Genomic DNA, 13,996 nt, shown 5'->3' with positions numbered 1-13,996 from the left:
CCATTGGCCGCGGCATCGCTCAATACTGCCTGAAATAAAGCGGCCAAGACGCGGTCAAGGGTCGGAAAACCCGGAAGCAATCCGGGACATCAGCCAAATTTATATGAGAGGGAATGACCATTATGGAGCGCATCTGGCTCAAGCATTATCCGGCCGGCGTGCCCGCCGATATCGACGTCACGCAATATTCGTCGCTGGTCGAATTGCTGGAAGAGAGCTTCAAGAAGTTCGCCGATCGCAAGGCGTTCATCTGCATGGACAAGGCGATCACCTATCGCGAGCTCGACGAGATGTCGACGGCGCTCGGCGCCTACCTGCAGAGCAAGGGCCTGCAGAAGGGCGCACGGGTCGCGCTGATGATGCCGAACGTGCTGCAATATCCGGTCGCGACCGCCGCCGTGCTGCGTGCCGGCTATGCCGTGGTCAACGTCAATCCACTCTACACCCCGCGCGAGCTCGAGCATCAGCTCAAGGATTCCGGCGCGGAAGCGATCATCGTGCTGGAGAACTTTGCCACCACCGTGCAGAAGGTGCTTGCGAACACGGCCGTCAAGCACGTGATCGTCGGCAGCATGGGCGACCTGCTCGGCTTCAAGGGCGTGATCGTCAACCTCGTCGTGCGCCGGGTGAAGAAGATGGTGCCGGCCTGGTCGATCCCCGGCGCCGTCGGCTTCAATGATGCGCTGTCGGCCGGTCGCGGCCGGAAGATGAACAAGCCGGCGCTGACGCTCGATGACGTCGCCTTCCTGCAATATACCGGCGGCACCACCGGCGTCTCCAAGGGCGCTACCCTGCTCCATCGCAACATCCTGGCCAACGTGCTGCAGAACGACGCCTGGCTGCAGCCGGCGCTGGCGAAGCCGCCGATCGTCGAGCAGATGGTCATCGTCTGTGCGCTGCCGCTCTATCACGTCTTTGCGCTGACCGCGTGCTATCTGCTGGGTATGCGGGCCGGCGGCACCAATCTGCTGATTCCGAATCCGCGCGACATGGCAGGCTTCGTCAAGGAACTGTCGAAGTACCAGGTCAGCTTCTTCCCGGCAGTCAACACGCTCTATAATGGCCTGTTGAACACGCCAGGCTTCGACAAGCTGGATTTCTCCAAGCTGAAGATCGCCAATGGCGGCGGCATGGCCACGCAAAAGCCGGTCGCTGAAAAATGGCTAAAAGTGACGGGAATCTCGTTGTCGGAAGGCTATGGCCTGTCGGAGACCTCGCCGACGCTGACCTGCAATCCCGCGACGATCACGGAGTTCTCCGGGACGATCGGCCTTCCGGTCCCCTCGACTTGGCTCTCGATCCGCGACGACGACGGCAATGAGTTGCCGCTCGGTGAAGCCGGCGAGATCTGCGCCAAGGGCCCGCAGGTGATGTCGGGGTATTGGAACCGCCCCGAAGAGACCGCCAAGGTGATGACGGCGGATGGCTATTTCCGCACCGGCGACATCGGCGTGATGGACGAGAAGGGCTATACCAAGATCGTCGATCGCAAGAAGGACATGATCCTGGTCTCCGGCTTCAACGTCTATCCGAACGAGATCGAGGAAGTGCTGGCGAGCCATCCCGGCGTGCTCGAATGCGCCGTGATCGGCGTGCCCGATGCGAAGTCCGGCGAGGCGGTGAAGGCCTTCGTGGTCAAGAAGGACCCGAGCGTCACAGCGGAGGACATCATCAAGTTCGCCGCCACCCAGCTCACCGCCTACAAGGTGCCGAAGCAGATCGAGTTCAGGGCCGACCTGCCGAAGACCAATGTCGGCAAGATCCTGCGTCGCGAGCTGCGCGACGAGAAGAAGGCCGCGGCGTAGAGCGCGAGTGAGGCTGCCGTTGGATACGACTGACGCGCGCTTCGCGACGCCTGCCGACGTTATCGCGTTCTGGCGAGAAGCCGGCCGCGACCGCTGGTACAAGCACGACGACGCCTTCGATGCCGAAATCCGCAGCCGCTTCCTTGCCTCCTGGCAGAAGGCGGCTGTCGGCGAATTGTCGTCATGGGAGGCAAGCGACGAGGGCGCGCTGGCGTTGATCATCGTGCTCGACCAGTTTCCGCGAAATCTGTTTCGAGGCGACGCCAAGACCTTTTCAAGTGACGCGCTGGCGCGTGAAGTGGCAAGGCGCGCCATCGACCGCGGCGTCGATGCGCGGACCGACCCGGTGCTGCGCGAATTCCTCTATCTGCCTTTCGAGCATTCGGAGGACCTCGACGACCAGCAGCGTTGCGTGACGCTGTTCCGGCAATATGACTGCCATCCCGACAACCTGAAATACGCCGAGGATCACGCCGACATCATCCGCCGGTTCGGCCGCTTCCCGCACCGTAACCGGGTGCTGGGCCGGGAAACCACCGCCGACGAACAGGCCTTTCTCGACGCCGGCGGGTTTTCCGGCTGATGACGGAACGGTGACTGGAGCCTTTTCCGTTCCGATTGCATCGGAACGGGGCTCCCGATTCTTGTTTTGACGCGTTTTCTTCGCGCGAACCGGTACCCACTTCGCTCGAAAACGCTCTCACCTTCGGCATTGCCGTTCCTGCGGCAGGTCGTATTGTGCCGTCCGAGCGCCGGGTTTAAGACAATTCCGCTTCACCGAGGGAGAACAACGATGACGATCAATGTTGGCGACAAGCTGCCGGAAGCCAAGTTTCGCGTAATGACCGCCGAGGGTCCGCAGGTCAAAACCACCGACGACATTTTCAAGGGCAAGAAGGTCGCCCTGTTCGCAGTGCCCGGCGCCTACACCGGCACCTGCCACAAGATGCATCTGCCGAGCATCTTCCTCAACGCCTATGCCATGAAGAACAAGGGCGTCGACACCATCGCGATCGTCTCGGTCAACGACGCCTTCGTGATGAACGCCTGGAAGCGCGACACCGACCAGCGCGACGAAGCCGTCTTCCTGGCCGACGGCAATGCCGACTTCGCCAAGGCGATCGGCATGGAGCTCGACGCCTCCGGCAACGGCCTCGGCATCCGCTCCCACCGCTACTCGATGCTGGTCGAGGACGGCGTGGTGAAGAAGCTCAACAAGGAGCCGGCTCCGGGCAAGGTCGAGGTCTCCGGCGGCGACACGCTGCTCGGGCAGCTCTGAGCTGACGCCGCGCGCACACTGTCGTTGCCCGGCTTGACCGGGCAACCCAGTACGCCGCGGCCTCTCGTTTCAAATCACCACTGTCTCTGGAATACTGGATCGCCCGCTTTCGCGGGCGATGACAGTAGTGGGAATAGCGATAGCCGGAATGCTGGTCTGTAGGATGGGTAGAGCGTAGCGAAACCCATCCTACGCAGCTCCTCCTACGCGGCCGACATGCGGCGCGCAGCGCGCCCTACCCCTTCAACCGCGCCATCGCCACGCCTTCGCGCGCCAGTTCGTCGGCGCGTTCGTTCTCGGCGTGGCCGGCATGGCCCTTGATCCAGTGCCAGCGCACCTCGTGCGGCTTCAGCGCGGCGTCGAGGCGCTGCCACAGCTCGACATTCTTCACCGGCTTCTTGTCGGCCGTACGCCAGCCGTTGCGCTTCCAGCCGTGAATCCATCCGGTGATGCCCTGGCGGACGTACTGGCTGTCGGTGGTGAGGTCGACCACGCAGGGCTTCTTCAGGGCTTCCAGCGCCGAGATCGCCGCCATCAGCTCCATGCGGTTGTTGGTGGTGTGCGCCTCGCCGCCCTTCAATTCCTTCTCGACGTCGCCGAATCTGAGGATCGCGCCCCAGCCGCCCGGTCCGGGGTTTCCGGAGCAGGCACCATCGGTAAAGACAATCACATGCGGCTTGTCGCTCACGCCGCGCATCCTGCCGGCGTGATGCCGTAGTCGTTGATGGCAGCGACGTTCTGGTGGAAGCGCAGCTTGCGGACGTATTCCAGCGGGTCCTTCGGCTGCACCAGCGCACCCGCGGGCACGTTGAGGAAATCGACCAGGCGCGTCAGCAGGAAACGGAGCGCGGCGCCGCGCGCGAGCAGCGGCAGCGCGGCCTCTTCCGCCGCCGACAATTGCCGCTCGCGGTTATAGGCATTGAGCAGCGCGCGCGCCTTGGTGACGTTGAAGGAATGATCCGGCTCGAAGCACCAGGCGTTGAGGCAGATCGCGACGTCGTAGGCCAGGATGTCGTTGCAGGCGAACGGAAAGTCGATCAGGCCCGAGAGCTTGTCGCCGAGGAAGAAGACGTTGTCGGGAAACAGATCGGCATGGATCACGCCGACCGGAAGGTCCGCCGGCCACGCGGCCTCGAGATGATCGAGCTCGCGCGCGATGAAGTCGTGCAGACCCGGCTGCACGCTGTCGGCCCGCGCGGCGGCAAGATCGAACAGCGGCCGCCAGCCGGAAACCGACAGCGGATTGTTGCGGACCAGCGGAAAGTCGCGGCCAGCCAGATGCATCTTGGCCAGCGCCTCGCCGACGCCTGAGCAATGCGCCACGTTCGGCCGCCGCGGCCACACGCCTTCGAGGAAATTGATGATCGCCGCCGGCCGGCCGGCAAGCCGGCTATAGACCTCGCCCTTGCGGTTGCGCGCCGGCTGCGGGCACGACACCCCGCGCTCGGCGAGATGCGCCATCAGCGACAGGAAATACGGCAGGTCGTCCTCCGCCACGCGCTTCTCATAGAGCGTGAGGATGTAGGCGCCCTGGCTGGTGTGCAGCAGGAAGTTCGAATTCTCGACGCCCTCGGCGATGCCCTTGTAGGAGAGCAATTCGCCGATGTCGTAGCTCTTGAGGAATTCCGCGAGGTCTTCGGCGGCAACGTCGGTGTAAACCGCCATATGGTCTATTCCGCGGCGGCAGCGTCGGGCCGCAGCGAACGCGGCAGCGGGAAGAACTCGTTCTCTTCCGCGGCCGAGACCGTCTCCACGTGAAGCTCGAAGCGCTCGGCGAAGGCGCCCATGATCTCCTCGACGATCACTTCCGGCGCCGAGGCGCCCGCGGTGATGCCGAGGCTCGTGATGCCTTCGAACCTGCTCCAGTCGATGTCGCTGGCGCGCTGGGCCAGAACGGCAATGGGGCAGCCCTCGCGCTCGGCGACCTCGCGCAGGCGCTGCGAGTTCGACGAGTTCGGCGCGCCGACCACGATCAGGGCATCGACCACCGGCGCCACCTTCTTCACCGCAAGCTGGCGGTTGGTGGTGGCGTAGCAGATGTCTTCCTTGTGCGGACCGTTGACGTTCGGGAAGCGCTGCTTGAGCAGCGCCACGATCTCCGCGGTGTCGTCGATCGACAGCGTGGTCTGGGTCACGAAGGCGAGGTTGTTGGGGTCCTTCGGGACGAAGGTCTTTGCATCCTCGGCGGTCTCGATCAGGGTCACGGCGCCGACCGGGAGTTGGCCCAGGGTGCCGACCACCTCGGGGTGATGGGAATGCCCGATCAACAGGATCTCGCGGCCGCGCTTGAAATGGATCGCCGCCTCGCGGTGGACCTTGGTCACCAGCGGGCAGGTCGCATCCAGCGAGAAGAAATTGCGGGATTTGGCCTCGGCCGGAACCGACTTGGGCACACCGTGGGCCGAAAATACCACCGGCGCGTTGGTATCGTCGGGGATTTCGGCCAATTCCTCGACGAAAATGGCGCCTTTGGTCTTCAGGCTGTCGACCACATACTTGTTATGGACGATTTCGTGCCGGACATAGACCGGGGCACCATAAATGGTGAGCGCGCGTTCGACCGTATCGATGGCGCGGACCACCCCGGCGCAAAAGCCGCGGGGGGAACAAAGCACGATTCTAAGATCGGGTTTTTTCGCTGACATCAGGCTGTCTCGGGGCAATCTCGGGACCGAATCACCCCTCGCCGGCGGGCGGGGAACGGCCAGTTAGGATAAGGACTTGGGACTGCTTTCGGGCGCTGTCAAGGCGATTTTGCTGGCCCATTGCGCCATTCCCCCCGGAGGGCTTATATAGGCCCTATAATTCCCGTCATCGCCGATGACTACCAGCTTCGCCTCTACAGAGGTGGGCGAAGCACAAAGGAGATTTGCCATGAGCAACGCACCGCTGATGCCGAAGGCGACTGCCGTGTGGTTGGTCGATAATACCGCCCTGACGTTCGATCAGGTGGCCGATTTCACCAAAATGCACCCCCTGGAGGTGCGTGCCATCGCCGACGGCGACGCCGCCCAGGGCATCAAGGGCATGGACCCGATTTCGAACGGCCAGCTGACCCGCGAGGAGATCGAGCGCGGCGAGCGGGACCAGAATTACCGTCTCAGGCTCCAGGAGAGCAAGGTGGTGCTGCCGACCGCCGCCAAGAAGAAGGGCCCGCGCTACACCCCGGTGTCGCGCCGCCATGAGCGGCCGAGCGCGATCCTCTGGCTGGTGCGCAACCATCCCGAGCTGAAGGACGCCCAGATCATGCGTCTGGTCGGCACCACCAAGACCACGATCGCAAGCGTGCGCGACCGCACCCACTGGAACGCCTCGACCCTGACCCCCATGGACCCGGTGACGCTCGGCCTGTGCTCGCAGATCGAGCTCGATTTCGAGGTGCAGCGCGCCGCCAAGGAGAAGCCGACCACGACCGTCTACGGCGGCGCCACGCTGCTGCCGGCCTCCGAGACCACGCGCAAGGACGAGCTGGACGATCAGCCGATCGAGCGGCACGACGATCTCAATGTCGATGCCGTGTTCGCCAAGCTGAAGACGATCGGCGGCAAGAAGGCCGACGACGAGGAGTAAGCGCAGGCTCGTTTCTCGAGGACCGGAATACGAAACGCGGCGGGCAACCCGCCGCGTTTTTGTTTGGTGCACGCGGAGCCTTGATCCCGCGAACGGCGCGCCGATGGCCCGCTTTCGCTTACCCGAACGTGAAGCGCCGGTGGGCGAAGTCGAGCAGCGGACGTTCGAAATAGCGATAGCTCAGGGCACACAGGGCGAACGTCAGTGCGAGCGCGCCGAAGGTCAGCGAGAAGCCGGCGAGGCTCGCCACTGTCCTCGGTTGATGCAGCACGGCGAACAGCAGGTACAGGATGACGTGGTGGGTGAGATACGCCGCGTAGGACGTCCTGGCGAAGAAGGTCGCGACCGAACTGCGCAGCAGCGCGAGCTTTGGCGCGCCGCGATTTTCCAGAACGACGAACAGCAGAGAACCGAAGAAGATCTCGACCTGCGTGTGCGAGAACGCCACCGACCAGCGCTTCCATCCGAACAGCCACAGCAGGGGAAGCGACATGCTCGACCATTTGAGGATGGCGGCGACGCGTCTGGAGACCTCGGCATCCGGCTTGCGATAGAGGCGCCACCAGGCGATCAGCGCGCCGATCGCAAGCGAATCGATCCTGAATTGCGGCAGCACGTACCAGCCGTAGGCGTCCGGCAGCGCACTATCGATCAGGCGTCCGATCGGGCAGATCAGGATCGGCACGAGCAGGATCGCGAACAGCCGCTCGGACGGGATGTTCCGCACCAGCAACGGAAACAGCAGATAAAACTGCTCCTCGATCGCGAGCGACCAGGTGACGGCCAGAAAGTAAGCGCCGTCGGTCTGCGCCTTGGCCATGCCGAAGTTCTGCAAGCCGAACAAATACAGCCAGCCGGGCACGCCCCTGGTGTCGAACAGATCAGGACTTAGCGAAAAATACCAGCCGATCGCCGCGCAAGCGCACATCAGGTAGTAGAGCGGCCAGATGCGAAACGCGCGCCTGCCGTAGAAGGCCGAGTAATATCGTTCGGCCGCGCGGTGGCGCAGAAGAATATCCGTGATGAGATAGCCGGACAGGATGAAGAACAGGTCGACGCCGAAGCGGCCGACATGCAGCAGCTTCCACGGCCAGCCCTGCGGGCCGTCCGGCGCGCCGAAATAGTGCCAGATGACGACGGTCAGCAGCGCGATCGCGCGCAGCCCGTCGAGCTCTCCAATCCTGTCACACTGCAACGCGAGCTCGCCTTCCACAAGCACAGGACCTGGTCTCATCCAAACAGCCGCTCATTGTCGCATGCGGCGAGCCGACACCTCGCCGGAATTTGGCCCGGCGGCAGTCCACGCATACCCGACCGGCCGGGCAGTAGCCAGCGCGCCTAGTGGCGGTCTGGATTGTTCATCATGTATTCGCCGAGATCGCGCTGCCGCCGGTCGGTGCGGGCTTCGGCGTTCTGGCGCTGGACGTCGCGATCCTTGCGGCAGGCGACATATTCGGGCGAGCCGACCGCCACCTTGCCGCCAGCCTGGCAGTACTGATCGTCGTCACCCATGCTCTCCGCGATCGGCGATCGGCCGCGCTCGAGACAGCCTGCCAGCAGCGGCAGTGCGAGCAGCAGAGCGAGAGGCGCGCGTGCGGAAATGGATCGCATCCGGTGGTCCGTATCTCGTGGCATATGACAGGGAAGGCCGGGATGACCCGGCAATCCATCAAAATCAAGGCCATTTTGCTTCCGATGGGTTTCGAGGGTGCGCGGCCCGATTGCACGATGGCGCGTACATCAACCATCTCGCCCGGGGCCGCCCCTCTCCCTAACCCTCTCCCGCAAGGGGAGAGGGAACCCTGCCGCCCGGTGGCTACCTTACGTCAGGTGAGTACGCTGGTAAGGCTCCCTCTCCCCTTGTGGGAGAGGGTGGGGAGAGGGGTGCCGAGCAACGCACTCTCTCGGCAGCGCGCCGATGGCACAACGGGCAACCTACGCCTTGCCCTTCAGCGCCTCGCCGATTTCGTCGAGCACCTTGGGGTCCTCAATCGTCGCGGGCATGGTCCAGGGCTCACCGTCGGCGATCTTCTTGATGGTGCCGCGCAGGATCTTGCCGGAGCGGGTCTTCGGCAGCCGCGCCACCGTGATGGCGAGCTTGAATGCCGCGACCGGGCCGAGCTTCTCGCGCACCAGCGCCACCACCTCCTTCTCGACCTGATCCGGCGCCTTGGTCACGCCGGCCTTCAGCACCAGGAAGCCGCAGGGCACCTCGCCCTTGACCGCATCCTTGACGCCGAGCACGGCGCATTCGGCGACATCGGGATGCGAGGCGAGGATCTCCTCCATGCCGCCGGTGGAGAGCCGATGGCCGGCGACATTGATGATGTCGTCGGTGCGGCCCATCACCCAGACATAGCCGTCCGCATCCTTGTAGCCTGCATCCGAGGTCTTGTAGTAGCCGGGGAATTCCGTGAGATAGGCGTCCCTGAAGCGATCGTCCTGCTGCCACAGCGTCGGCAGGCAGGCCGGCGGCATCGGCAGCTTGATCACGATCGAGCCCATGGTGCCCGCAGGGACCGGTTTCGCCGCCTCGTCAACGATGTCGACCTGATAGCCGGGCATCGGCACGGTCGGCGAACCATGCTTGACCGGCAACTGGCCGAGCCCCACCGGATTGCCGGCAATGCACCAGCCGGTCTCGGTCTGCCACCAGTGATCGATGACCGGCACCTTGAGCTGCTGCTCCGCCCATTCCACCGTCGGCGGATCGGCGCGCTCGCCGGCGAGAAACAGCGTGCGGAAGCGCGAGAGATCGTAGCTCCTCAGCAGCTTGCCTTCGGGGTCTTCCTTCTTGATCGCACGGAATGCGGTCGGCGCGGTGAAGAAGGCGACCGCCTTGTGCTCTGAGATCACGCGCCAGAACGCGCCGGCATCCGGCGTACCGACCGGCTTGCCTTCATACATGATCGTGGTCGCGCCGTGGATCAGCGGGCCATAGACGATGTAGGAGTGGCCGACCACCCAGCCGATGTCGGAGCCGCACCACCAGATCTCGCCGGGCTTTACGCCGTAGAGATTGTGCATCGACCATTTCAGCGCGACCAGATGCCCGCCATTGTCGCGCACCACGCCCTTCGGGATTCCGGTCGTGCCCGAGGTGTAGAGGATGTAGAGCGGATCGGTCGCGGCGACCGGCACGCAGGGCGCGGCCTTGCCGGCGTCGAACGCGGCGCGGCGCAACGTTGCCCAGTCGTGGTCGCGGCCCGCGGTGAGCTCGCAGGCCTGCTGCGGCCGTTGCAGGATGATGCAGGTGTCCGGCTTGGCGCCGGCGAGGCGGATCGCTTCGTCGAGCAGCGGCTTGTACTGCACGATACGCCCGGGCTCGAGGCCGCAGCTCGCCGAGAAGATCAGCTTCGGCTTGGCGTCGTCTATGCGGGTCGCCAGCTCCTTGGCCGCGAAGCCGCCGAATACCACGCTGTGCACCGCGCCGATCCGCGCGCAGGCGAGCATCGCGACGACGGCCTCCGGCACCATCGGCATATAGAGGATGACGCGATCGCCCTTGGCCACGCCGAAATCCTGCATCACCGCGGCCAGCGTCTGCACTTCCTTCAGCAGCTCGGAATAGGTGAATTTGGTGATCGTGTTGGTGAGCGGGGAATCGTGGATCAGCGCGACCTGGTCGGCGCGGCCGCCGGCGACGTGGCGATCCAGCGCGTTGTAGCAGGTGTTGACCACGGCGCCGGCGAACCAGCGTCCGTAGGCGCCCACGGAGGGATCGTAGATCTTTTTGGCCGGCTCGATCCAATCGATCTCGCGCGCCGCTTCCGCCCAAAAGCCCTCGGGGTCTCGAAGCGAGCGGGCATACACCTCATGATACCGGCTCTGCTGGATGTTCATCGCGTTTCTCCCTCGCGCGGTCGCGCGTCATTTGCCGACCATTGTCACGGGAAGCGGCGCCGTTTCAAGCCGAAATGACCGCGACCTTCGGCCGGGCCGGCGGAGCCCGGCTAATAACCGTCGACCCCGTTGATCCGCTGCAGCCGCTCGCGCATTGCCTTTTGCAGGTCATAGTCCGGCTTGCCGAATTCGGCGTTGCGGCGGGCGATGAACTGATCCTGCGCGCGCTGCAGCTCGCGCGCCTGGCGCGGGTCCTGCGCCTCGCGCACCGTGCGGAAGGTCGATGCGCCGATCTCGCGATCGAGATCGGCGAGCGCGGGATTGGCGCAGATCGCCTTCTCCACCGGCCGGCGTGCCTTGCGGCAATCGAAGCTCGGCTTGCCTGCCACCGCCATCATGGCGCCGATCCGTTCCAGCTCCAGCGACAACGACTTGTAGTTGGCCTTGGCAGCGGCGTGATCGGGGTTGAGCTTGACGGCGGCGCCAAAATCCATGATCGCCTTCGGCCGGTCGCCCTTGCGGCGCCACAGCTCGCCGCGCGCATTGTGGGCGTCGGCAAGCGACGGATCGAGCCCGAGCACGGTGTCGTAATCCGCGATCGCGCGGTCGATCATCTGCTTGCGGTCATAGGCGCTCGCGCGCGCCAGCAGCGCCTTGATTCGATCCGGCTTGGCCGTCTTCTCATTGTCGATCAGCGCGCCGCAAGCATCGACGGTCTTGTCGTCATCCGCCGCCGCAGCCGCGGCGATGCAGGGTCCGGCATCGGCCTGCACGTCCTTGCCGGGTTCACTGCTGGTCGCCCGTGCAACGCCTGATATCAGCGCGAGCGGCAAGCCAACGCAGACAAGCATTACGGCCAGATTTGCAGAGCTGCGTCGCATTCCGATCGCCGACAAGACATCCCTCCTGCGCCTGAACCGCCGGCCCCCGAAGTCCGGCGACGCGATTGCCGCCAAACCACACGCTGGATTATACGTCAATTGCGACGATCGGCTGCACTCGGAGCCGCGCGTTGAGCCGCATTTGGGGGTTCGCCTTGCTGACATTCGAATGGATCATCGGCCTGTTGCTCGCAGCGGTGGCGCTGTCGGCGCTGGCGCGGCGGATCAAGGTGCCCTACCCGACCTTTCTTGCGCTCGGCGGCGTGCTGCTGACCCTGCTGCCATGGGCCCCGACCTGGGCACTGGAACCGAAACTGGCGCTGGCGCTGTTCGTGGCACCAGTGCTGCTCGATGCCGCCTACGACACCTCGCTGCGCGATCTCCGCAACAACTGGCTGCCGGTCTCGACGCTAGTGGTGGTCGCGGTCGGCGTCACGACGGCGGCGGTCGCCGTGGTCGCGCGCTGGCTGCGCCCGGACATGCCCTGGCCGGTCGCAATCGCGCTCGGCGCCATCGTGGCGCCGCCCGACGCGGCCGCGGCCACCGCGATCCTGCGCCAGGTCAACCTGCCCTACCGGATCCAGAAGATCCTCGAGGGCGAAAGCCTGCTCAACGATGCCACTTCGCTGTTGATCTATCGCGTCGCGGTCGGCCTGGTCGCCGCCGAGCACATGAAGATCCGCGAGTTCGTGCCGTCGATCACGGTTGCGCTGGTCGGCAGCCTCGCCGCCGGCTACCTGTTCGCGCGGGTCTGGATGATGATCACCCGCCGCATCACCGAGGCGCCGAGCGCGATCATCACGCAATTCGGCGGCACCTTCATGGTGTGGATCGTCGCCGAGCATCTCGGCCTGTCCGGTATCCTGACCATCATCGCCTATGCGATCACCATCGCCCGCACCGCGCCGGCCCGCACCTCGGCACGGCTGCGCGTGTCGTCCTATGCAGTGTGGGAGACCGTCGTGTTCGTGCTCAACGTGCTCGCCTTCATGCTGATCGGCCTGCAACTGCGCCCGATCTGGTCCGAACTCGACGACGAGGTGCGGTGGAAATATTGCAGCTTTGCCGCCGCGATCCTCGCCGTCGTGATCCTCGCCCGCATCCTCTGGGTGATGCCCTACGGCGCGCTGCTGCGCCTGCTGAAGGCACGCAATTGGCTGCCCGCCCATGTGGTGGAGGCCGTGCCGACCCTGAAGCGCGGCTTCATCGTATCGTGGTGCGGCATGCGCGGCATCGTCACGCTCGCCGCCGCGTTTGCACTGCCTGAATGGTTTCCGTACCGAGACCTGATCCTGCTGACGGCGTTTGCCGTGGTGTTGGGCTCGCTCGTGATCCAGGGACTGACCTTGCGGCCGCTGATCCTGGCGCTCAATTTCGATGACGACGATCCGGTCGGACGCGAGGCGGCCCATGCCCGCAGCGTGGTATTCCGCGCCGCGCTCGAGGAGATCGACGCCGATCCGTCGGAAGAAGCCGAGATCCTCCGGCTCGAATATCGCGCCGTGCTCATGCGTGCGGAGAACGACCCCGACGGCGGCCTGACCTCACGCGAGCTGCCGTCGGATCCGATCCGCCGCCGCGCCATCGCGGCCGCGCGTCAGGCGCTGCTCAAGCTGCGGCGCAGCGAGACCATCGGCGACGATGCCTTCCATCTGGTCGAGGAAGAGCTCGACCGCGCCGAGCTCAGCGTCGAGGCGTGATACTCCTGGCTCCTCAGGCGCCCGACTTCGAAGTGATGCCGCCGTCGACCACGAGCTCGATGCCTGTGACATATTTCGATTCGTCCGACGCAAGGAACAGCGCGGCATTGGCAACGTCCCAAGCGTCACCCATGTGTCCCATCGGCACCTGCGCGTCGCGGGCACGCCACATCGCCTCGACATCGCCCTTGGCGTAACTCTGCGCCAGCCCCGCCGAGTGTTCGACCATCGGCGTCTTCATCAATCCCGGCAGGATCGCGTTGACGCGCACATGCTTGGAGGCGAACTCGACCGCGGTCGAGCGCGTCATCTGGTTCATCGCCGCCTTGCTCGCGTTGTAGCTGACATAGGAAATGCCGACATGGCGGATCGAGGCGATCGAGGAGATGTTGATGATCGAGCCGCCGCCCTGCTTGATCATGACCGGAATGACATGCTTCATCGACAGATAGGCGCTCTTGAGGTTGACCGCGAAGACGCGGTCCCAGTCGGCTTCCGCGACCTCCACCACGCTGCCGACCTCGGCGATGCCGACATTGTTGTCGAGCACGTCGATGCGGCCATAGGCCTTCAGGCAGGCTGCGACCATCGCCTCGACCTCGCTCGCGCGCGAGACATCTGCAGTGAATGCGGCCGCCTTGCCGCCCTCGTCGGTGATGATCTTGACCGTCTCCTCGGCCGCCGCGCCGTTGCGATCGACGCAGAACACGCTGGCACCCTCGCGCGCGAAGGTCACGGCGGTCGCCTTGCCATTGCCCCAGCCGGGCCCGATCGAGCCCGCGCCGACCACCATCGCGACCTTGCCCTTGAGCCGATCCATCGCCTGTTCTCCCTTGTTGTTCTTGCAGCCTGACGTAATCCGTAGCCCGGATGAAGCGAAGCGCAATCCGGGAATACTGGCCTCGGATTACGCTGGCG

General features: G+C 64.8%; 13 protein-coding genes. 5 read left to right on the top strand and 8 right to left on the bottom strand.

From position 1 onward, the window contains the following. Positions 1-122: 122 nt before the first annotated feature. From ACOIX3_RS04680 to ACOIX3_RS04670, 3 genes are all read left to right on the top strand, one after another. Positions 123-1,805, top strand: coding sequence for a long-chain fatty acid--CoA ligase (locus ACOIX3_RS04680; protein WP_420971973.1), 1,683 nt, complete (start codon positions 123-125; stop codon positions 1,803-1,805). 19 nt (positions 1,806-1,824) lie between these two features. Further along, complete coding sequence (locus tag ACOIX3_RS04675; RefSeq protein WP_420968623.1) at positions 1,825-2,388, top strand: DUF924 family protein; 564 nt, start codon at positions 1,825-1,827, stop codon at positions 2,386-2,388. 210 nt (positions 2,389-2,598) lie between these two features. Beyond that, complete coding sequence (locus ACOIX3_RS04670; RefSeq protein WP_050419364.1) at positions 2,599-3,084, top strand: peroxiredoxin; 486 nt, start codon at positions 2,599-2,601, stop codon at positions 3,082-3,084. A 235-nt stretch (positions 3,085-3,319) separates the two neighbouring features. On the opposite strand, the gene rnhA is transcribed toward ACOIX3_RS04670, so the two are convergent. The 3 genes from rnhA to ispH are packed head-to-tail and all read right to left on the bottom strand — an operon-like array spanning position 3,320 to position 5,729. Beyond that, positions 3,320-3,781, bottom strand: a complete 462-nt coding sequence (gene rnhA / locus ACOIX3_RS04665; protein WP_171947839.1) for a ribonuclease HI — start codon at positions 3,779-3,781, stop codon at positions 3,320-3,322. Continuing rightward, positions 3,769-4,749, bottom strand: a complete 981-nt coding sequence (locus ACOIX3_RS04660) for a homoserine kinase (RefSeq protein WP_420968622.1) — start codon at positions 4,747-4,749, stop codon at positions 3,769-3,771. Before ACOIX3_RS04660 ends, rnhA begins: the two co-directional genes overlap by 13 nt. Positions 4,750-4,754: 5 nt before the next feature. Beyond that, entirely contained in the window at positions 4,755-5,729 is a 975-nt protein-coding gene (ispH, locus tag ACOIX3_RS04655; RefSeq protein ID WP_092118785.1) for a 4-hydroxy-3-methylbut-2-enyl diphosphate reductase, read from the bottom strand. Between the two features lie 229 nt (positions 5,730-5,958). Here ispH and ACOIX3_RS04650 point away from each other — a divergent pair, with 229 nt between their 5' ends. Beyond that, positions 5,959-6,654: a DUF1013 domain-containing protein gene (locus tag ACOIX3_RS04650; RefSeq protein ID WP_050405544.1), complete on the top strand. Its 696-nt coding sequence runs from the start codon at positions 5,959-5,961 to the stop codon at positions 6,652-6,654. A 118-nt stretch (positions 6,655-6,772) separates the two neighbouring features. Here the strand turns inward: ACOIX3_RS04650 and ACOIX3_RS04645 are convergent, their stop codons facing one another. The 4 genes from ACOIX3_RS04645 to ACOIX3_RS04630 form a co-directional block, all read right to left on the bottom strand. Then, on the bottom strand, positions 6,773-7,888 hold the full coding sequence (locus tag ACOIX3_RS04645; protein ID WP_420968621.1) for an acyltransferase family protein: 1,116 nt from the start codon (positions 7,886-7,888) through the stop codon (positions 6,773-6,775). A 104-nt stretch (positions 7,889-7,992) separates the two neighbouring features. Beyond that, positions 7,993-8,265, bottom strand: a complete 273-nt coding sequence (locus tag ACOIX3_RS04640) for a hypothetical protein (protein ID WP_194458312.1) — start codon at positions 8,263-8,265, stop codon at positions 7,993-7,995. A gap of 324 nt (positions 8,266-8,589) precedes the next feature. Continuing rightward, positions 8,590-10,497, bottom strand: a complete 1,908-nt coding sequence (locus ACOIX3_RS04635; protein ID WP_420968619.1) for a propionyl-CoA synthetase — start codon at positions 10,495-10,497, stop codon at positions 8,590-8,592. A gap of 110 nt (positions 10,498-10,607) precedes the next feature. Next, positions 10,608-11,378: a hypothetical protein gene (locus ACOIX3_RS04630; protein WP_420968618.1), complete on the bottom strand. Its 771-nt coding sequence runs from the start codon at positions 11,376-11,378 to the stop codon at positions 10,608-10,610. Positions 11,379-11,533: 155 nt separating this feature from the next. Here ACOIX3_RS04630 and ACOIX3_RS04625 point away from each other — a divergent pair, with 155 nt between their 5' ends. Then, complete coding sequence (locus ACOIX3_RS04625; protein ID WP_420971972.1) at positions 11,534-13,078, top strand: cation:proton antiporter; 1,545 nt, start codon at positions 11,534-11,536, stop codon at positions 13,076-13,078. Between the two features lie 13 nt (positions 13,079-13,091). On the opposite strand, the gene ACOIX3_RS04620 is transcribed toward ACOIX3_RS04625, so the two are convergent. Further along, entirely contained in the window at positions 13,092-13,898 is an 807-nt protein-coding gene (locus tag ACOIX3_RS04620) for an SDR family NAD(P)-dependent oxidoreductase (protein WP_420968616.1), read from the bottom strand. Positions 13,899-13,996: the final 98 nt, after the last annotated feature.

Source organism: Bradyrhizobium sp. B120 (assembly GCF_049075665.1).
Lineage (GTDB): Bacteria > Pseudomonadota > Alphaproteobacteria > Rhizobiales > Xanthobacteraceae > Bradyrhizobium.
This window is presented reverse-complemented; position numbering and strand designations above follow the sequence as displayed.

Bases quoted from the DNA above. Each gene is read 5' to 3' on its own strand.
- ACOIX3_RS04640 (WP_194458312.1), bottom strand. From the start codon at position 8,265: ATGCGATCCATTTCCGCACGCGCGCCTCTCGCTCTGCTGCTCGCACTG.
- ACOIX3_RS04650 (WP_050405544.1), top strand. From the start codon at position 5,959: ATGAGCAACGCACCGCTGATGCCGAAGGCGACTGCCGTGTGGTTGGTC.
- ACOIX3_RS04630 (WP_420968618.1), bottom strand. From the start codon at position 11,378: ATGCGACGCAGCTCTGCAAATCTGGCCGTAATGCTTGTCTGCGTTGGC.
- ispH (WP_092118785.1), bottom strand. From the start codon at position 5,729: ATGTCAGCGAAAAAACCCGATCTTAGAATCGTGCTTTGTTCCCCCCGC.
- ACOIX3_RS04670 (WP_050419364.1), top strand. From the start codon at position 2,599: ATGACGATCAATGTTGGCGACAAGCTGCCGGAAGCCAAGTTTCGCGTA.
- ACOIX3_RS04680 (WP_420971973.1), top strand. From the start codon at position 123: ATGGAGCGCATCTGGCTCAAGCATTATCCGGCCGGCGTGCCCGCCGAT.
- ACOIX3_RS04660 (WP_420968622.1), bottom strand. From the start codon at position 4,749: ATGGCGGTTTACACCGACGTTGCCGCCGAAGACCTCGCGGAATTCCTC.
- ACOIX3_RS04620 (WP_420968616.1), bottom strand. From the start codon at position 13,898: ATGGATCGGCTCAAGGGCAAGGTCGCGATGGTGGTCGGCGCGGGCTCG.
- ACOIX3_RS04645 (WP_420968621.1), bottom strand. From the start codon at position 7,888: ATGAGACCAGGTCCTGTGCTTGTGGAAGGCGAGCTCGCGTTGCAGTGT.
- rnhA (WP_171947839.1), bottom strand. From the start codon at position 3,781: ATGCGCGGCGTGAGCGACAAGCCGCATGTGATTGTCTTTACCGATGGT.
- ACOIX3_RS04635 (WP_420968619.1), bottom strand. From the start codon at position 10,497: ATGAACATCCAGCAGAGCCGGTATCATGAGGTGTATGCCCGCTCGCTT.